The sequence below is a fragment of the Acinetobacter sp. YH12058 genome (assembly GCF_013419805.1).
Taxonomy (GTDB): Bacteria; Pseudomonadota; Gammaproteobacteria; order Pseudomonadales; family Moraxellaceae; genus Acinetobacter; species Acinetobacter towneri.
Genome location: NZ_VOZL01000004.1, coordinates 113,154 through 132,994 on the forward strand (window position 1 = coordinate 113,154; position 19,841 = coordinate 132,994).

General features: G+C 41.6%; 22 protein-coding genes. 5 read left to right on the forward strand and 17 right to left on the reverse strand.

The genetic code is table 11. The features are described 5' to 3' along the window. Positions 1-2: 2 nt before the first annotated feature. Entirely contained in the window at positions 3-698 is a 696-nt protein-coding gene (locus tag FTU09_RS04375; RefSeq protein WP_004972365.1) for a GntR family transcriptional regulator, read from the reverse strand. Between the two features lie 219 nt (positions 699-917). Further along, positions 918-1,727, reverse strand: coding sequence for a sulfite exporter TauE/SafE family protein (locus tag FTU09_RS04380; RefSeq protein ID WP_004972366.1), 810 nt, complete (start codon positions 1,725-1,727; stop codon positions 918-920). A 28-nt stretch (positions 1,728-1,755) separates the two neighbouring features. Here FTU09_RS04380 and FTU09_RS04385 point away from each other — a divergent pair, with 28 nt between their 5' ends. Then, positions 1,756-2,523, forward strand: coding sequence for a biotin--[acetyl-CoA-carboxylase] ligase (locus FTU09_RS04385; protein ID WP_004972369.1), 768 nt, complete (start codon positions 1,756-1,758; stop codon positions 2,521-2,523). Further along, the gene (locus tag FTU09_RS04390; RefSeq protein ID WP_004972372.1) at positions 2,520-3,260 is read left to right on the forward strand and encodes a type III pantothenate kinase; all 741 of its coding nucleotides are present in this window, start codon (positions 2,520-2,522) and stop codon (positions 3,258-3,260) included. The genes FTU09_RS04385 and FTU09_RS04390 overlap by 4 nt, the downstream gene beginning before the upstream one ends. A gap of 136 nt (positions 3,261-3,396) precedes the next feature. Here FTU09_RS04390 and ffh read toward each other — a convergent pair whose 3' ends face one another. After that, the gene (ffh, locus tag FTU09_RS04395) at positions 3,397-4,806 is read right to left on the reverse strand and encodes a signal recognition particle protein (RefSeq protein WP_096902093.1); all 1,410 of its coding nucleotides are present in this window, start codon (positions 4,804-4,806) and stop codon (positions 3,397-3,399) included. 139 nt (positions 4,807-4,945) lie between these two features. Here ffh and FTU09_RS04400 point away from each other — a divergent pair, with 139 nt between their 5' ends. Next, positions 4,946-5,755, forward strand: coding sequence for an inner membrane protein YpjD (locus FTU09_RS04400; RefSeq protein ID WP_180079611.1), 810 nt, complete (start codon positions 4,946-4,948; stop codon positions 5,753-5,755). Positions 5,756-6,071: 316 nt separating this feature from the next. Further along, the gene (locus FTU09_RS04405) at positions 6,072-7,007 is read left to right on the forward strand and encodes a tRNA-dihydrouridine synthase (RefSeq protein WP_026438289.1); all 936 of its coding nucleotides are present in this window, start codon (positions 6,072-6,074) and stop codon (positions 7,005-7,007) included. Between the two features lie 331 nt (positions 7,008-7,338). Here the strand turns inward: FTU09_RS04405 and FTU09_RS04410 are convergent, their stop codons facing one another. The 14 genes from FTU09_RS04410 to acnD all read right to left on the reverse strand — a co-directional run bounded on the left by FTU09_RS04410 (position 7,339) and on the right by acnD (position 18,799). After that, a complete protein-coding gene (locus FTU09_RS04410) occupies positions 7,339-8,406 on the reverse strand; it encodes a DUF1176 domain-containing protein (protein ID WP_180079612.1) in 1,068 nt (355 codons plus the stop codon). A 146-nt stretch (positions 8,407-8,552) separates the two neighbouring features. Further along, entirely contained in the window at positions 8,553-8,894 is a 342-nt protein-coding gene (locus FTU09_RS04415; RefSeq protein WP_180079614.1) for a YegP family protein, read from the reverse strand. A 240-nt stretch (positions 8,895-9,134) separates the two neighbouring features. Next, a complete protein-coding gene (locus FTU09_RS04420; RefSeq protein ID WP_004972388.1) occupies positions 9,135-9,476 on the reverse strand; it encodes a zinc ribbon domain-containing protein YjdM in 342 nt (113 codons plus the stop codon). 93 nt (positions 9,477-9,569) lie between these two features. Continuing rightward, positions 9,570-9,935: a DUF488 domain-containing protein gene (locus FTU09_RS04425; RefSeq protein WP_180079616.1), complete on the reverse strand. Its 366-nt coding sequence runs from the start codon at positions 9,933-9,935 to the stop codon at positions 9,570-9,572. A gap of 115 nt (positions 9,936-10,050) precedes the next feature. Further along, positions 10,051-10,428, reverse strand: a complete 378-nt coding sequence (locus FTU09_RS04430) for a ribonuclease E inhibitor RraB (protein ID WP_096901552.1) — start codon at positions 10,426-10,428, stop codon at positions 10,051-10,053. Between the two features lie 185 nt (positions 10,429-10,613). Beyond that, on the reverse strand, positions 10,614-11,546 hold the full coding sequence (locus tag FTU09_RS04435) for a DUF5660 family protein (protein WP_180079618.1): 933 nt from the start codon (positions 11,544-11,546) through the stop codon (positions 10,614-10,616). 281 nt (positions 11,547-11,827) lie between these two features. Next, complete coding sequence (locus FTU09_RS04440) at positions 11,828-12,493, reverse strand: RluA family pseudouridine synthase (protein WP_104853295.1); 666 nt, start codon at positions 12,491-12,493, stop codon at positions 11,828-11,830. 151 nt (positions 12,494-12,644) lie between these two features. Then, entirely contained in the window at positions 12,645-13,358 is a 714-nt protein-coding gene (locus FTU09_RS04445) for an SIMPL domain-containing protein (protein WP_004972399.1), read from the reverse strand. A 119-nt stretch (positions 13,359-13,477) separates the two neighbouring features. After that, on the reverse strand, positions 13,478-13,729 hold the full coding sequence (locus FTU09_RS04450; RefSeq protein ID WP_004972400.1) for a DUF6868 family protein: 252 nt from the start codon (positions 13,727-13,729) through the stop codon (positions 13,478-13,480). Between the two features lie 564 nt (positions 13,730-14,293). Continuing rightward, positions 14,294-14,866, reverse strand: coding sequence for a DUF4126 domain-containing protein (locus FTU09_RS04455; RefSeq protein ID WP_136144743.1), 573 nt, complete (start codon positions 14,864-14,866; stop codon positions 14,294-14,296). Positions 14,867-14,973: 107 nt separating this feature from the next. Then, positions 14,974-15,117 carry a hypothetical protein gene (locus tag FTU09_RS04460; protein ID WP_096901556.1) on the reverse strand — a complete coding sequence of 48 codons (144 nt, stop codon included), beginning with the start codon at positions 15,115-15,117 and terminating at the stop codon, positions 14,974-14,976. Positions 15,118-15,247: 130 nt separating this feature from the next. Further along, positions 15,248-15,667, reverse strand: a complete 420-nt coding sequence (locus FTU09_RS04465; RefSeq protein WP_136144745.1) for a type II toxin-antitoxin system VapC family toxin — start codon at positions 15,665-15,667, stop codon at positions 15,248-15,250. Then, the gene (locus tag FTU09_RS04470) at positions 15,667-15,897 is read right to left on the reverse strand and encodes an antitoxin (RefSeq protein ID WP_004972406.1); all 231 of its coding nucleotides are present in this window, start codon (positions 15,895-15,897) and stop codon (positions 15,667-15,669) included. Before FTU09_RS04470 ends, FTU09_RS04465 begins: the two co-directional genes overlap by 1 nt. A 295-nt stretch (positions 15,898-16,192) precedes the next feature. Continuing rightward, complete coding sequence (gene acnD / locus FTU09_RS04475) at positions 16,193-18,799, reverse strand: Fe/S-dependent 2-methylisocitrate dehydratase AcnD (protein WP_180079620.1); 2,607 nt, start codon at positions 18,797-18,799, stop codon at positions 16,193-16,195. Positions 18,800-19,055: 256 nt separating this feature from the next. Between acnD and FTU09_RS04480 the strand changes: the two genes are divergently transcribed. Beyond that, a complete protein-coding gene (locus FTU09_RS04480) occupies positions 19,056-19,778 on the forward strand; it encodes a folate-binding protein YgfZ (protein ID WP_004972410.1) in 723 nt (240 codons plus the stop codon). Positions 19,779-19,841: the final 63 nt, after the last annotated feature.

The window sequence follows — 19,841 nt, forward strand, 5'->3', positions numbered from 1 at the left end:
AATTAACGGCGTGAACGTCTTGCCCATGCAAGCTCGATCTGTTTCATACGGGTCAGAGATTCCAACACCAAGTTGCGCAAGTGTCGGCAAAAATCTTCCATAAATAAAGTGGCTTGTTGTGATTTTCTGCTTAAAATTGCATCACTCACCAGTTTAAATAATTCAAAAGATTCTTGTAACTCCCGACGCGAAGTATTTAAGGTCAAAAAGTAACTGCGTCTTAACGATGGCAATAACTCTTGATAGAACTTCATTAAATATAAATTTCCCACCATATCAGGCTGCCGTGCCAGATATTGAAAAATTAAATCATAAAACTTTTCAGTATTGCCCAAGCGACATTGCTCTGCCAGTTGCAGCAAAAGTTGTTGTAAGGCTTCGGCTTCATGCATTCGCCACGTGTCCGCAATACGCTGCACAATATAACCCAATAACAAACTGCTGCTGTCAAACAAAGCTCGGACTTGCTGTGCCGACATTTCCGACACAATTGCACCACGACGTGGAAAAATTTCAATCAGATGAGTACGTTGCAATAACAACAGCGCTTCACGTACCGAACCACGACTCACGTCCAGTTCTTTGGCGATGCGCAATTCCTGAATACGCTCACCTTCAACCAAATCACCGCTAATAATCTGTTCTGCGATGTGTCGGGCAATTTGTTCCGATAAACTTTCTGATTCTTGTTGTTGCATACTGTTCCTATCTTGTTTTTATAAGATGCAGTGATGAAAATTCGGAGCTACTCTCATTTAAGACATCTCAGGATCATCCTTCGACTGCAAGCATAGCTCCGATACAAGCATCTTTCTTTTTACTGCGAAACAGATCACAACGCCATGACATTGTCCGACAATTTCATGGCGCTAGAGCCAATTTTACATGGCTTAAAACAAAGAAAATAGCGACTCAACTTAGAAAAATACTCGCATACCCTGATATACAAAATAACAGCCAACGGTGGTCAACAAGCAGGCAAAACATTTTTTCAACATCGCTGGCGATAACAAATGTGCCACTTTCGCACCAACTTTGGCAGTAATAAAGCTCATCACACTAATGCCTATAAATGCATAAATGTGGATATAACCAATGGTATTGGGTACTGCAACTTCGGCTTGCTTACCAAACCACATAAAGCCTAATGCGCCCGCCACCGCAATTGGCAAACCACAAGCGGCTGAGGTTGCTACCGCTTTTTGCATGACCACGCCGTAACGGTTTAAGTACGGCACTGTTAAACTGCCACCGCCAATCCCAAAAATTGCAGAGGCAATGCCAATCCCACCGCCCGCCATGACTTGCTTTGCAGTTGAAGGCAAATGATGTGAAGGATCAACCGCAATATTTGCGCCTCTAAACATCTTAAAAGCCACCCACAGTGCAAAACCGCCAATTAATAATTGTAAGCCTTGCCCCGAAAGGAAATCGGCAATACCTGCACCAACAAATGCACCCACAATTAAACCAGGCGCAAGATTACGAAATACAGGCCACATCACCGCACCTTTTTTATGGTGTGCCGTAACTGAGCTGATCGAAGTTACAATAATGGTTGCCAATGATGTCCCCACCGCCATGTGCATTAACACCGATGGGTCATAATTGAGTTGAGTGAACACAATATATAAAATTGGCACAATAATTAAGCCGCCGCCCACGCCAAACAGCCCTGCTGCAAATCCAGCAATTGCACCAATCAATAAATATATGATTAACTCCATAAATATATTCCACTATTTGTAAATTCGTATGGATGTAGAAACCCGACAACTGCAACAACAACTCACAGAAGCAGGACAGCTTCCAGAAGTACTCATCCTGAAGCCGATTACCACTTCCACCAATGATGATGTACGGGAAATTGCACAAAAAGGTGTGCAGAGTGTCTTGGTATGCAGTACCAGACAAACGCATGGTCGAGGACAACGTCAACGGCAATGGGTATCACCCGAAGGGAACATCTATTTAAGCACATTGCTAAATTTACGAACACCTGTAAATGGGCGTTTGGCTTTAGAAATTGCGTTAAATATCTTGCAAATGCCGAGTCTACAGGCGCTGAATCTACAAGTAAAATGGCCAAATGACTTATACAGCCCGCAAGGCAAATGGGGCGGCATCTTAATTGAGCCAATTTCTGCACAGCAAGTCATTGTTGGGGTTGGGCTTAATCTTGCACCTGTCAGCTCAGCAGTTATTGATCAAAAAACCACATCTTTAACCGAACTGGGTTTGGTATCTATTGATCGTGTGCGCCTGATCGCAGAGCTTTATCTTGCCATTCAACAAGCCTGCGACTGGTTTAATCACGATTGCTATAATTTGGCATCTCGCTTCAATCATCATGCCGCATTTATGCAACAACAAGTTGAATTTGAACATTTTAAAGGTACTTGTCAGGGTACTTTTTTAGGCATTCAGGATGATGGCGCAGTGCAAATTGAAACGGCACAAGGGCTTGAAGTTTTTTATCAGGGACGTTTACGCCCTATCGATCATGCCGAGTCATCTTCATGAAAAATTTATGGCTAGATATTGGTAACACCCGCCTGAAATATTGGGTCACAGAACAAGACCGCATCATCGAACATGAAGCAGAATTGCATTTGCAATCTCCTGCCGATTTGTTGCTGGGTTTGATTCAACACTTTAAAAGTCTGAATGTGCATAAAGTAGGCGTGTCATCGGTACAAGATCAGAAGAATAATCAACGCATTCACTTGATTTTAAAAACCCTGAATGTGCCTGTAATTTATGCCAAAGTGCATGCAGATTATGCAGGTTTGCATTGTGAATATGATATTCAACAACTGGGGATAGATCGCTGGCTGCAAGTGCTTGCCGTGGCAAATGACCCACAAGAAAATTATTGTGTCATTAGTTGTGGTACGGCGCTGACTATTGATTTGGCGGATGGACTGACGCATTTAGGCGGCTATATTTTACCGAACTTATATTTGCAACGTGATGCACTGATTCAAAACACCAAAGGCATTAAAATTCCCGATGCTGCATTTGATGAACTCACCCCAGGACGCAGCACCATTGATGCTGTTCATCATGGTATTTTACTCGGCTTGCTCAGCACCATTGAGCATGTAATTCGACAATCACCACGTAAACTGATTTTAACGGGTGGCGATGCACCGCTGTTTGCCAAATTCTTGCAGCAATATCAACCGCAAGTCGAGCAAGATTTATTGCTCAAAGGTTTGCAGCGTTATATTCAATATGCAACCCATGAAGTGCACTAAAAACCAAACATTGCTCCATCTACGCTGATAAATCTTTCGGTGTAGCTGTCATCTACGAATAAAGAACAACAAAAAAGCAGGCGCATTTTTATGCGCCTGCTTTTTTAACACTTTGATTCTAAGATGTTTTTAACAATTATTTCTTGGTTGGGTCGTTGCCACCAAACAATGGGCCCATACCGCCGCCACTGAATTGCTTTTGTAAACCGCCCAGTGAACGCATCATTTTTGCCATGCCCGATGGATTGGCAAATTTTTTCATCATTTTTGCCATTTGTGCATGTTGCTTGATCAACTTATTCACTTCTGACACATCCATACCACAACCCGCAGCAATACGTTTTTTACGGCTTGGATTCATCAGGTCTGGGTTACGACGCTCTTTGATGGTCATCGACTGGATAATCGCTTCCATCTTTTTCACTTGCTTTTCAGGATTGGCTTGCGCAATTGCATCTTGAATACCTGAGTTGCTCATGCCAGGCAACTTGTCTAAGAAGCCCATCATGCCGCCCATTTTATTCATTTGTTCAAACTGCATCAGCATATCCTCAAAGTTGAAGCTGCCGCCTTTTTGCAGTTTTTTCGCCATTTTTTCGGCTTTTTCTTTGTCGATTTTACGTTCAACTTCTTCGACCAAAGACAGCACGTCACCCATGCCCAAAATACGTTGTGCAACACGTTCTGGGTGGAATGGCTCTAGGGCATCGAGTTTTTCACCCATCCCCAAGAATTTAATTGGTTTACCCGTAATCGCACGAACTGAAAGTGCTGCACCACCGCGCGCATCACCATCAGTTTTAGTAAGGATTACACCTGTTAATGGCAAGGCATCATTAAAGGCTTTGGCTGTATTTGCCGCATCCTGACCCGTCATGGCATCGACCACGAACAAGGTTTCAGTCGGTTTAATCGCTGAATGTAATGCCTTGATTTCATCCATCATGTCATCATCGACGTGCAAACGACCTGCAGTATCGACAATTAACACATCAGCAAACTGAATTTTTGCCTGTTCGATGGCACGGTTGGCAATATCGACAGGGTTTTCATTGGCATTTGAGTCAAAGAAAATTGCGCCAACTTCGCCTGCAACCGTTTGTAGCTGTTTAATTGCCGCAGGACGGTAAACGTCGGCAGACACCATCGCCACTTTTTTCTTTTGACGTTCTTGTAAGAAACGTGCCAATTTTGCTGCAGTGGTGGTTTTACCCGCACCCTGCAAACCTGCCAATAACACCACAACCGGTGGCTTGGCAGCAAGGTCAAGGCTTTCATTGGCCTCGCCCATCATTTTTGTGAGTTCGTCATAGACAATTTTGACGAACGCCTGACCAGGGGATAACTGAGTCATCACTTCCTGACCCAATGCCTCTTCCTTAACTTTCGCGATGAATTCACGAGTTACAGGTAACGCCACATCGGCTTCAAGAAGTGCCATACGTACTTCACGTAACGTATCTTTAATATTGTCTTCGGTTAGCTGCCCTGAGCCAGTAACATTTCTTAAACTCTGCGTGAGTCGTTCTGTTAAGGTATCAAACATTGCAAATTCCGCTTAAAATAGCCATTAGCAAAAAAATGTTTCTTTAAAATAGAAAATTTATGCACAAGATGCTATAGGATACTGTAGTTCGCATCGAATTTATATAAATGAATATTCATCATCCTGAAAAAGGTTTGACATGATCAGTCTCCCCTTGGTTTATACGATTTTAGCATTAATCGCTTATACCAGTTCTTTTTGGTATTTATTTTCACATTTAATGTCTAAACGTGCGCCAAATCACTGGTTTATTCGTTCTCTGCTCAGTTTGGGCTTATTGCTGCATGCTGCCGTGTTGTATAACGATATGTGGACGCCGATGGGTGTCAACTACAACGTGTTTAACCTAATGTCATTTACTGCGGGTTTAATGTTGTTATTGAGCTTGCTGTTCAGCAGTTACCGACCTGTAATTGCGCTAAATTTGATTGGTATTCCTGTAGCAGCAGTGGGTTTAATTGCAGGTTTTTCATTCAGCCAACATAATTTATTTATTAACCAAAACTCGATTGGTTTAGATATTCATATTATTTTATCGCTGTCTGCTTATGCCGTATTGTTGATGGCGACCATTCATGCCGTGCTCATGTGGTTTCAAAACCGCGAACTCAAAAACAAACAAAAGCGTCGGGTTTGGGTAAATTTACTGCCGTCTTTGCAAGATATGGAATCTTTGCTGTTTGATATGTTGATTGTAGGTTTTGCCTTACTCACAGTCGCACTAGGCTTTGGTTTCTTTACGGTAGAACATTTCTTTGCACAGCATTTAGCGCATAAAACTGCCTTTAGTATTATTTCTTGGTTTGTCTATGGGGCGTTGTTACTTGGGCGTTATAAGTTTGGTTGGCGTGGACAAAAAGCAATTCGTTTTACCATTATTGGCTTCTTTTTATTGGCGCTCGGTTTTATTGGTTCTAAATTTGTGTTGGAAATGATTTTGAGTAAGTAAGGTGTTTTTATTTTGCTCATTCAAAGTGTAGGATGATCAATTATTTAATAGCATAGTCGAGGGGGAATGGGCTGTTTAAATTAAGCCAATCATTTAAATGATTTCTAACGATGTAAGAACTCAATTAAAAGATCTAGTCTAGGATACACATCAACTGCATGGACTAGATAAAACTTGAGATACAGATCACTGTGTCAAATAAAACAGCTTAAATACCAGAACCTTAGCTACAACCACTTCAATTCAAAACCCTTTTCCTAGACAACCCACAGAAAAAAACGTATAACTCCACTTTTGTTTGAACTGGCAGCATCTTGTGAAACTGATTCTTGCACCCATGGAAGGCTTAACCGACCCCATCATGCGTGATGTAATCACGTCTGTAGGCAGTTTTGACTGGTGTGTAACAGAGTTTATTCGGGTCACAGACAGCATTTTGCCAGACCATATCTACCACACCTATTGCCCAGAACTACTCACCAATGGCAAAACTGCGGCAGGTACGCCTGTGCATGTTCAGTTTTTGGGGAATAATCCTGAAATGTTAGCCGCCAATGCAGCCAAAGTTGCGGCTATGGGTGCACCTGCAATTGATATGAACTTTGGCTGCCCTGCCAAAACAGTCAATCGGCATCGTGGCGGTTCAGTTTTACTCGATGAACCCGAAGTAGTATATGAACTGGTTAAAGCGGTTCGCGATGCCGTTCCTGCTCATATTCCAGTTTCCGCCAAAATGCGTCTAGGCTATATGGATCGGAACTTCATGCTAGAAAATGCGCACGCCATTGAAGATGCAGGCGCAGCATGGGTTACAGTACATGCACGTACCAAAGCCGATGGCTATACGCCTCCCGCATTTTGGGATCAGCTACGTCCTATTCGTGAAGCCTTGAAGATTAACGTCATCGCCAATGGTGAAATTTGGAACAATGCCGATGCCAAACAATGCCAGTTAGAATCGGGCTGTGAAGATTTGATGATTGGTCGTGGTGCGGTCACCACCCCAGACTTGACCCAATGTATTCGTCAAAATTCAGACCTGCCTTTGCTGAGTTGGCAAGATTTGCTGCAACTACAAATTCGCTTTATTCACGGCCCTGCCAAAACAGAAATTGGGATGCTGGGACGTTATAAACAATGGCTCGGCATGATGTCGAAACATTATCCCGAAGCCAAAGCTTTGTGGGATGAAATCAAGCGTCTGAAAAAGCTGGATGAAATCATTGAAAAATTAGTCGCGCACACGACTTAAACATTGAATCCATCAAACTCAAGCTTCATCTAAAAAATTTCAGCTTTTATTAGGGTCTGCTGACAATTCGTCTATGTTTGCGGCGATGCATATTTTTTAGCTGATATAAGGCATGGGACAGGAAATTTAGTCATTCTAAATGACTGGCACATAACGCAATAGCAGCAAAAAATATGCTCGCCCTGAAAGGCTGTGGCTAAAACTTTCTCAGATTGTGTTATGAAACTTAGCAATAGTCTCGCTATTACTTGCGTTTCATGCCTGATCTGCTCAGTTTTAGCCTACAGCGCAAGCCATTTATGAAATGTCAAAAGCCCCTAGTGAATATCGGCTATTCAACCTTGCTGACAAAGCTTGGCATTTCCCATGCACTGCCTGCAAAACCTTTGCATTGTCTTGCATCGAATTGATAGCTTTTGACAAACTGCTGACCATTCCACGCCCACTCAATTTGACTGAAACAATCGCCAATTCCACGCCCTTTTTGATAGGCAAAAATCTGTCCATTGCTAAATTCTGAAGCAGAATCAGTTACAAATTGCTGTATCTTTTGCAGTTTTTTATCCATAACCCAATAAGCCACACCCCAATTATAAGCCCCTCGCCAACAGCTTGCCTCAACCAACACGCTATCTTGATTTAAGAGATAAGTATGAATCTGCTGTTCTGCTTGTTCAGGTTCAAACAGCATATAACAATCTTCACGATCTACGGTTTTTTGTAAAATTGGATATAACTTTTCTGCACTGGCCGCGGTAAGCACCTGTGCTTTGGCGGTTCGGTGTTGAGGCTGCATGAGAATGTTAATTTTAGGCATCGCTTGCGCTTTTAAGACCTGCGTGGATGCTTGATTGCCTTTTGCCAATATTGCGGAGTCTGTACCCACACGTTTTTGAAATTCATCCATTTTTAGCAACACTGCACTCATGCCTGCATCAGACAATTTCCAGCGTTGTTGACCATGTTTCAACTCGATCACGACATGCTGACGCGCCTGTGCCAACAGCTTTTGCACACTGGCAGCAGATAAATTGGCGATACTTTCATGAAAGTTTAATTGCTGCAAAGCGCGTTCATTTAAAAATAAAGTGGCTTGAGCAATATCTTCTTGAATTTGCAATTGCCCTTGTACAGCACTCTTTGCACCTGCTTGACGGGTCAATAACATACTGATCGGTTGTTCAAAATCATCATCGCTTTGGTAGCCTGCGGCACGGCAGGTTCCTGTATTATCACAGGCCAACTCCCAATCTTGATGCTGAAAATACAGTCCTTGCAAAGCAGTCGACTGGCTTGAAGCAATCGTTTTTTCAGCAGTGATCGGTGCTGCAAAAATACCAACACTACCGAATAAACCACTGATCGCCAGCAATATTTTTAGATTGCATCTGAAATTCATAATCTTCGCAACTCCTGAAATGGTCATCTATAATTCAACGGCTCAATCAAAGCTAAATTTAGCACCTTGCCTACTCAGCTCAATAAAAAAGCACGCCAGAGCATGCTTTTCTAATGCAATTGAACATCAAGATTTAATGTAAAAAATTACGATTCCTGTGTTAAATCCTTGACCGTGGTTCTTGCGCCATTGGTTTTCACTGACTCAATTCCTTTGTCACGTGATTGTTCAGAAGTATAGAGCTGACTCGTACCAATAATCTGATGGTTGGCAGCTTTTAAATTAAAATACGGCTTATCATTCTTAGATGTCAGTCGATCATAACGCCCATCATCCTGACTGTTCTTTTGTACCGAAGCGATGCCATTTTTTGCCGATGCTTTCGCCTTATACTGTTCACTGGTTAAGATAATTTCGCCATTCCCAGCTTTAAGTACAAAGCGGTACTGACCATTGCTTGCTTGTGAAATCTCAAACCATCCTGACATACTTGCCCCCAGTTTTCTTGTGAGTGGTGAAGTGTGTTGTTGAATGATGCTAGGCTTTAAACTGCCTAAAAATTATTCTTTTCACTTAAAATATAAAGGACTTAGGCACAAGAAAACAGTATTAATTTTGTACACTCTTAAAGTTATTGTTGCTCAATTTGAATACTAAAATACTTTTATAAACTCCATAAAAAAGCGCAGGCAACTCAAGTCGCCTGCGCTGTTGAAATCTGCTTAAACTTAAGCTTTTTTCACATATTCAGATTTTAATTTCATAGCCCCCATGCCATCAATCTTACAATCAATGTCATGACCATCTGCTGCATCTGGAATTAAGCGAATATTTTTCACTTTCGTTCCCACTTTTACAGCAGCCGAAGAACCTTTAATCTTCAGGTCTTTAATCACAGTCACCGTGTCGCCATCTGCCAACACGTTGCCGTTTGCATCTTTAATCACAGCAGCAGTTTCTTCTAGCTGTTCCCCTTCTTTCCACTCATGTGAGCATTCAGGACAAATCAGTAGGTCGCCATCTTGGTAAGTGTATTCTGATTGGCATTTTGGGCAATTTGGCAAAGACATAAAAAACCTCAAAAACTATATTATAGCATTTTTTACTGAATTTTCATAAACTTAAAATCCTTATAAAGCACAAGGATAATCAAATAAAACTCTTTAATTGGACTGTGCTAAGCGTTGCAGTATCACGCGTTTTAATACCACTACATGATTGTGCTGCTCATCTTTAGCTGCTGTGACCAGAGTGATTTTTTGCTGCTGTGCCAGTTCACACAACGCCTGTAAAGCCTCTTCTTGCTCTGCTAATTCAGCTATATAACGCTGCTGAAACTCATCCCAATGTTGTTCAGGGTTTTGATGATACCATTTACGCAGCCCAGTCGAAGGCGTAATTTCTTTGGGCCATAAGTCAATACGAGCGCGTTCTTTACTCACACCACGCGGCCATAAGCGATCAACCAGCACCCGTGTTCCATCTGCCTGAGTCGCTTCAAGATAAGCGCGTTTCATTGCAATATCCATATTTGCACCTCTGCATCTTTTATGATGACGTCATCAGCGCCAAAGTTTTAGGCAGCAGATTATGTATCACAAATAAAAAAGCATGTGATCAACACATGCTTTTCAGATACCCGATTTAATCTTCGTAATCGTCTTCGTCTTCATCATCGTAGACGTAAGCCATACAGCCCCAGCCATCGTATTCACCGCCATGTTCTTCAGCAATTTTGCTGAACCATTGCTCTAAATCGATAATGTCTGAATACTCTGGTTCCATGTAAACATAAATGGTAATGATCCATTCAACTGCGTCAGATTCTTCATCTTGGAATAATGAAATTTTTTGTTCTTCGGCCAACAAATACAAAGCACATTTTTCAGCTTGTTCTTGTGTGGTAAAAGCGATGGAGTACTCAATCTCATGTGGCTCTGTCAGGTCATCCCCATCTTCATGCATTTGCCAAAGTACATTGCCATTATCATCATCAGGGAATTGTTCATAGTCACGTGTCATGCGAATATCCTTGTTATCTTTTTAGCCAATATATATCTGGCAAGTGACAAAATAGTGAATTCAACATAGCACAAATTTGCCCGAAGGACTCAATTTTCATCTCGTTTTACACTGACTTTAGTCTGAATTACCCAGAAGCTTGCTTTTACATGACACTACAATTGCTTTAAGCATTTGCAGCCAGTTTAATTTGTGGCATCTGACAAGATGCTTTCCTGTTTAAATGCCAACAGTAAAGCAGCAAACTTTAATTCTTCTTGTCGAAGTGTTAAGTAAGAGTCTAGAATTTTTGCGTGTCCAAATGCAGCCGCATAATGATTCAGCAAAGTAAAATCATCCTGCAAAGCTTGAAGCGATTCAGCCAGATTATGTTCAGTCAGCTGCGCCAAATATAAATCTGCTTTACTATTAAATGCTTGAGCCAGCAAAGTCACTGCCGCTAGACGGCGTTGCTCATCGACAAAAGCACAATGCGCAACTTCTTGATTTTTAACCGCATCTTGAATCTTGTGTCGTACTTGCTGCAGGTGTTGTGCTGCATCACTATAGCCATAACCTTCAATCAGATCATCCAATAGCTGCTGTGCAGGCAACTGAAAAGCAGGCGTATGATGTTCAATTTTATGATACAGCGCGGTCATAATCTGTTCGAGTTGCTGACGTTCTTCAACCAAGTTATAAAAAGCACCCAATTGATCTTGTGCTGTTTTAAGCGTTTTGGCTTTGGTTTTTTGCTCATGCTCGGCTAAAAAATTTCGGACTTTTTCAACTTGTTGCTTGCACTGCTCCCGCGTATTTTCCGCTTCGGATTTAATCATTTCTACAAACATTTCTACTTGTTGACGACGTTCTAATACATATTGCTCAACGTCTAAAATATGTTGATAGTGCTGCAAGGTTTCTAAACGACCTTTTAAACTGCCTATTTCGATGCGTAGCATGGTGAGCTGATGCTCTAATTCATTACTTTCTAACTCATCGGACGCCAAATTGGAGCGAGTGCGGTCTAAATTGCTTTGTAAAGATTGAATGCTGGCAGACAACTCACGGCGGCGCTGAGATTGCCAAAAAATAATCACCACCAAAACAATAATGATTGCACCCAATATATACAGCATATAACTTCTCCCACCCGCATTGGTCTGCCATATTTTGAAAAACCATCTTCAGTTTTTAAAGACGCTTTCTAACCCGCTTTGACAGCCCACCACACTCAAAAACACAAAGTTTTAAAACAGCGAGTTATTCACATCCTTTATTTATGCCAAGGCAAATGAATAACGACAGCTCTAAGGATACGTTAGCGAGTTAGCGGCACGAAGACTATCCCAATTTTTGAGTATTTTCACAAAAAAATTGAAAAATATGCGCCTGTTAGAAAAATTGAATCCAAAAATCTCTAAAAAGGAAGCTGTGCCCGAATTGCAACAGGAATTTGGCTTAACGGTTGCGTAAAAGCCAAATAACTAGCATGCAGCGCCATCCGACCTAAAGTGCTTTTTTTCGGTTCAGGATGATATAACTTATCGCCTGTAATGGGATGTCCAATATATTGCATGTGTACTCGTAACTGATGTGAGCGCCCTGTAATCGGGGTGAGCAATACACGGGTAATATCTTCAACCGCACAATATTCCAAAGCCTGATACAGCGTTTGCGCAGGCTTGCCTAAATCGAAATGCACAATTTGGCGTGGACGGTTTTCCCAATCGGTAATTAAAGGCACATCGACACTGCCCTCACCTTCAAGTTTGCCTTGAATTAAAGCAATGTAGTTTTTTTCTACTGTTCGCGCCTGAAACATTTTACTCAATGCGACTTCTGCATCACGATGCTTGGCGAACATGAGAATGCCTGAGGTCGCCATATCTAAACGATGGGCAATTTTTGCCTGAGGATAATCTGCGAGTACTCTTAAATATGCGCTGTCCTGATGTTCGGGCAAACGCCCAGGCACCGACAATAAACCTGCGGGCTTATCAATCACCAATAAATCGTCATCTTCATAGACAATTACTAAGGGATCTTGTGGAGGTGCATAAATAAAGTTGTCGTTTAAAGCCATGAACATACAGCATACAAAGCGGTGCGGGCAAAATATCAAGCACAGCCCGAACTGTCAATTCAGTCGGGCGATGTACTTTTTAGTGTAAAGATTTAGATTTTAAATTGGCTGAGTCTGCCAAGCTTAATCTGTCAAACTTAGTCTGCGAAACTTAGTCTGCTAAATAGTATTCCACCGTAGACACCACACGTACTTTTTTCAAATATGGCGTGTTGCTGTCACGATCTTCAATACTAAATACACCCTGATTGGCTGATTTAATTTTACCTAGACGACTGTCAGAATCTGCGGCAAATTTTTCTGCAACACTGCGGGCATTTTGTGTGGCTTGCTCAATCATGGCAGGTTTAATGTCATTTAGTTGTGTATATAAATATTCGGTACGTTGCCCGTAATCTTCACCACCAAAGGCAATTCCATTTTTGCCTAAATCGACCAAACGGCTTTGTGCGCTGCGCACTTTATCAATATTTTTGGTATAGACCGTAATGGTTTGATGTGCGGTATAACGCAAAGCAACATTGCCATCGCCACCATATTGCTGGGCGTATTTATCGGTAATTACAGGAGCAGCAATGGTGATTTCTTCAGGACTAAAACCTTCATTTTTTAAAAAGTTTTGAATCTGGGATGTTTGGCTTTGCATGGTGTCGTACAGCGCGGCCAAGTCTTGACTGGCGGTACTAAAACGAATTGGCCACACCGCGACATTGGCTTTTACTTCACGTTCAGACAAACCTTTGACTGAAACCACACGCTCATATTGTTTAATTTTGAGTGCGCTATTGCCCAATATCCAACCTGCGAGCACCATTCCCAAACAAATTAGACCGCCTAAAATCAATGCAGGTTTAAATTGATTCATGTTTGCCAACTCCTCAAATTGCGGGCTTTTCGCCTCTATTTCAATGACCGTGTGTTTTTAATGTACTGTCTAAAGCGGTTGTTTCTATGCTTTTCGATGCTTGTTTATAGAGTTTTAAATTAAGGTCGCATCATATACAGCGCAATGAGTGGCGCAATATTCAATAGCAATACCCCAATTTTATAGACTGCCATACCGCCATAATGAATGGCATCAAAACTTGCATCTGACAATTTGAACCATCTGCCATGTAACTGTCGCAGCCAGTCATGCGCGAAAATCACCACCACAAACCACAGCATTAAAATGGCATAGTTAATCAGTGCGCAGGTCAGTAATAAACGACACCAAAAATCGTAATCAACACTCATATCACACCTAATTAGATGTAGATGATTATTGCAAATTAACAGATTTGAATGAAAAATTTGATGGGAGTTTTGTAGCAGAAAGATGGTTTAAAATTCATTTAAGCTTTTATTTTGTCTGGATTTTATTGTCTTGATCTTGTTTTGTTTTTTATATTTTTAACAATATTCTTTAGGGTGTTAGGGAAAACAACTGTGGTTTACTTCAACTATCATGCTGGATAAGCCATGATCTTATAGCCTATAAACTTCTGGTTTATAGCGTCCTAAGCCGAATCGAGACCTTTTGGGTAAGTACTACACGCACGTTGTACGCAACTGGTAGCAATCTACTCTTTTCGATCCCCATCACACCCTTGAGATATATAGTAGTGATTTGAGGATGGGATTGTTTCCCCGTAATGATTTTATTTTGATTAATTTTTAAAATTTTTATCACTTTTTAAGTCATATTTTAAAAAATTTTCCAAATAGACATTTTTTATGCACTTAAATCATCAAATAAAGCTCAAATATTAAATTTATTACCACACTTATTTTTAAAATATTTTCAAACTGACCACAAACCTATGTGGAGGATTCAACAACTTTCTTTTTTCCTCGAATCCAGCGAATTGCCCAAATTAAAGTCAGGAGCACCACAAAAACCACCAATACAGGCACAATGAAGGACAACACTGAAAGTACGGCAGCCCCAATCCACTCTCCTGTAGAAATCACAGGATTAGCAACACCACCTGTGGTTGCGGTTGATACACCACGTGCCGCAACTGTACTCATTTGCACCACACCTGCTGTTCCACCACCGACAATAATGGCAGAAGCCCAACTGGCAAATTGCGACATTTCGCCACTGCTTACAGCCATTGTGGTGAGTGTACCTGCAATCATGGCGGCAGGCGTTGCAACGGTATCGAGTAAGTTATCAACCCACGGTACATAATACGCAGCAATTTCACTGATTGTTGCCACGGTCAAAGCCAGACAAACAGCAGGCATCGCCAACCATTCAAAACCTTTTAAGGGTTCAAACCAACCCATGAGCGCGGCAACACTCATAACCAATATAGGTACGAAAACCCGAAAACCACTGGCAGCACTTAGCCCAATGCCGACACATAAACCGAGTATTGTTTCCATGTTGTACCTCATTGCCTTGGGTTTTCTTTAGGTAAAATAGCAAAAAGCCCCATCGGGTGATAGGGCTTTAGATTAAAAACAGGATCAGCTGTTTTAAGTCGTGTAGCTTAGGCAACCTTGTTGTTATATTCGGTGCCATGGCATTTGGTACACGGTGGTAGACGGTCTGTACCAATTTCTAAGTAAACGCGATGCCCGCATTGGACACAAAAATAGAAGCCTGTTCCTGGTTTATCACCTGCAGTTACCATCTTTGTTCTCCGTGTGGTTTAGAAATGGTCAATCCAGTATATCTATTCTGTGATGATTGTCTATTGTCCATTTTGACGGGTGATGAGGGCAGTTGGGCGAAGGATGATTTTTATAAAAAATCTAACTCAATTACAAAGGATTAGATACCCAGTTTTCGACTTTTAATCCATCGACACGAGTAAATTCTTTTTCGTTATTGGTGACCATGACCCAATGATTTGCACGTGCATGTGCTGCTAACCATAAGTCATTTGCGCCAATGATCTGCCCCTTAGATGCAAAGTTCTGGCGTATTTCTGCATAATGGTGTGCAACATTTTCATCCAATTCAACCACTTGAATCATTGATGTTAATTCATCTATGACTTTTAAAGCCTTTTCTTTATGTTGACTTTTTTCTGCACCAAAACGTAATTCTCCCAACGTAATGACAGAAATTAATATATTTCGATGCGGAAGATGTTTTTCAAAATACTGACGCACAATTTCAGGTTGGTATTTAATAATGTAAATACAAATATTTGTATCTAATAAATATTGTACTTGCATTAGAACATTTCCCGTTCTTGAGGCGGCAGATCTTCTCTTTCATCTGCATAAAAGTCATTTGGCATTTGGGATAACGCTTTAAATAACCGATCTACCGTGACTGGTTTTTCACGAAGAATCACTTCATCACCACGACGAAAGATTTCAACTTCTTTGCCTTCAAAGCGAAATTCTTTAGGCAATCGAATGGCTTGACTTCGTCCTGTCATAAAAACTTTTGCGGTAGTCATTGGGCTACTCCATCGTTTTTAATACATACCTTATGATAGGTATTTATTGAATGTTTTTCAACCAACGAAACTTCCATTTTTAAATTTTATTGTTTTTGATAACTGCTGATTTTTTGAATGAATGATACTTTTTAGAAAATTAAGTTAGGTTTACAAAGAATTTGCTGTTTAATTCACAATATATTCATCTTCCAGAAAAAAAGACCTCACTTAATCATGAGGTCTTTTCTCAACAATAATCATTCTCTAACACTTCTTTAAAGAATAAAAATTAAAGAAGATTCTTAAAACATCATCAAGCCACATTCCCTTCCAAGAAGTCCTGCGCAAAGCGTTGCAATACACCGCCCGCTTCATACACAGATACTTCTTCTTCGGTATCTAAACGACAAGTTACTGGCACTTCAATCGTTTGGTTTTTACCATCATCCGTTGAACGCTCAATCACCAAAGTCAAAGTTGAACCTGGCGCAATATTACCAATCACGCTATAAAGTTCCGTACCATCCAAACCTAAAGTTTTACGGTTAACACCCACTTTAAACTCAAGTGGCAATACGCCCATACCCACCAAGTTGGTACGGTGAATACGCTCAAAACCTTCAGCCACAATCGCTTCCACACCCGCAAGACGCACGCCTTTTGCAGCCCAGTCACGGCTTGAACCCTGACCATAATCTGCACCCGCAATAATAATTAACGGCTGCTTACGGTTCATATAAGTTTCAATCGCTTCCCACATACGCATTACTTCGCCTTCAGGCTCAACACGCGCTTTAGAACCTTGCTTAATTGTGCCGTCTGAACGTACCACCATTTCATTAAACAATTTCGGATTCGCCAAAGTTGCACGCTGTGCAGTCAAATGATCACCGCGATGCGTTGCATAAGAGTTGAAATCTTCTTCTGGCAAGCCCATTTTTGCCAAATATTCCCCTGCTGCCGAGTCTAAAATAATCGCATTCGATGGAGATAAATGGTCTGTGGTGATGTTATCGCCCAAAATTGCCAACGGACGCATATTGGCTAAAGTACGTGGCGCAGCCAATGCACCTTCCCAATATGGTGGACGGCGGATATAAGTACTTTGTGGACGCCAGTCGTAGAGTGGACTTTCAGATTTTTCCGACTCTCCCAAATCGAACATTGGAATGTACACTTGGCGGAATTGTTCAGGTTTAACCGATTCTTTCACCAAAGCATCAATTTCAGCATCAGATGGCCAAATATCTTTCAGATAAATCGGGTTACCATTTTGATCTGTGCCCAAAGCATCTTTTTCGATGTCAAAACGAATCGTTCCTGCAATCGCATAAGCCACAACCAACGGTGGCGATGCCAAAAATGCTTGTTTCGCATACGGATGGATACGACCATCAAAGTTACGGTTACCCGACAGCACCGCAGTCGCATACAAGTCACGGTCAATAATTTCTTGTTGAATCGCTGGGTCTAATGCACCAGACATACCGTTACAAGTAGTACATGCATAAGCGACAATACCAAAACCAAGTTTTTCTAAGTCTTTCAGTACGCCTGCTTCTTCCAAATACAATGCAGCCGCTTTAGAACCTGGTGCAAATGATGATTTCACCCAAGGCTTACGCACTAAACCTAACTCATTGGCTTTACGTGCCAACAAACCTGCTGCTACAGTATTACGCGGGTTTGAGGTATTAGTACAAGAGGTAATCGCAGCAATGATGATGGCACCATCTGGCATTAAACCATCAGTACGGTTTTCAACCACACCTGCAATGCCTTTTTCTTTTAAGTCTGCAGTTGAAACACGCGCATGCGGATTCGATGGGCCTGCAATGTTACGAGTTACTGTTGAAAGGTCAAAACGTAATACACGTGGATACTCTGCCTGTGTCATTTCAGATGCCCAAAGACCAATTTCTTTAGCATAAGTTTCAACCAGTTTGACCTGATCTGCTTCACGACCTGTTAAGGTTAAATAGTCGATGGTGTTTTGATCGATGTAGAACATAGCGGCAGTTGCACCATATTCAGGTGTCATGTTGGAAATCGTGGCACGATCCCCCACCGACATGCTATCTGCACCTTCACCAAAGAATTCTAAATATGCACCGACCACACGTTCTTTACGCAAAAACTCGGTTAAAGCCAATACGATGTCCGTTGCCGTAATACCAGCCTGACGCTGACCGACCAACTCCACACCAATAATGTCTGGCAGACGCATCCAAGAAGCACGACCCAACATCACGTTTTCAGCTTCAAGACCGCCTACACCTACAGAAATGACACCCAAAGCATCGGTATGTGGTGTGTGTGAGTCTGTACCCACACAAGTATCTGGGAATGCAATGCCTTCACGGTTTTGAATGACTGGTGACATTTTTTCCAGATTAATCTGGTGCATGATGCCGTTGCCTGCAGGAATCACATCAACATTTTCAAATGCAGTTTTCGTCCATTCAATAAAGTGGAAACGGTCTTCATTACGACGATCTTCCACTTCACGGTTTTTACGGAAAGCATCTGGGTCAAAACCGCCATATTCCACAGCTAAAGAGTGATCGACAATTAACTGGGTAGGTACGACAGGATTCACTTTAGAAGGATCGCCACCTTGATCGGCAATTGCATCACGTAAACCTGCTAAGTCAACGAGCGCAGTTTGCCCCAAGATGTCGTGACATACCACACGCGCTGGATACCACGGAAAATCATGCTCTTGTTTACGCTCAATCAATTGTTTTAAAGATTGTTCTAAAATTGCAGGATCACAACGGCGCACTAACTGTTCTGCAAGTACTTTTGAGGTATAAGGAAGTTTGGCATAAGCGCCTGGCTGGATATCTTCAACGGCTTGTCGCACGTCATAAAAATCGAGCTGAGTGCCTTGCAGTGGTTTGCGGTAGTTGTTATTCATCTGGTATTCGCCCTTACTCTATTGTTCTCAACATCTTATGGGATGATTGTTTCCACCCGTCGAAAGCATTGTACGCTGCCAAAAACCCATTTCCCAAATCCTATATATTTCATACACTTAAATATAAAAACAGGGGTTTTTGAAACATTTAATTACATTTTGAGTAAAATTCTTGCCCTAAAAATGCTTTTTTTTGAAAAATAGCGCAAAATTGACCTCATTCTTTAGTCTTAGATTTCAATGTGAAAGGTTATTCATGCGCGATTTAGCTTTCAGTGCTTTAAGTTTAAACGGTGTCGATGCACAAAAATTCCTGCAAGGTCAGGTAACAGTCAATGTCGAAACATTAGCTGAAAATACAACCTGTTATACCGCAATTTGCAGTTTAAAAGGACGCGTTCAGTTTGGCTTCTGGCTTAAAAAAATCTCGTCCGAATGTTTTGAAATCATCAGCACAGCCGACCAAGCCGAAGATTTAGCCAAACACATTAAAAAGTTTGGTGCATTTTCAAAAATGCAGCTTGAAACCATCGGTACGGTTTACCCAACCATTCAGGGCAATCAAACTGAATTTTCAGCTGAAGTGACTGATTTAAACGCATGGCAACTACAAGCGATTGAAACAGGTCAGGCATGGATTCAAGCCTCAACAGCAGAAGTGTTTCAACCGCAGGAATTGCGTTTGCATCAACGAGATGGCGTGCATTATGACAAAGGCTGTTATTTGGGTCAGGAAGTCGTGGCACGTTTATGGTTTAAAGCCAAACCAAAACATTGGTTGCATTTAATTCAGGGTTCAGGCGAAGCACCTGCACCTGCCGCCAAACTGAATAATGATGTGGAAGTGGTGAATAGCATAGCGACTGCAGAAGGTTTTAAAGCGTTGGTGGTTGCCAAACCAAGTGCTTTGGAAGAGTTAGCTGTACAAGTATTGGCTTTGCCTGAACATTTGAATGGCGATGTTGCACGTCCGCAATAAAATAGATTCCACCCGCTCAGGTTAAGGGAGTCGCAAGATTCCCTTCAAATGACAATGAAAAAA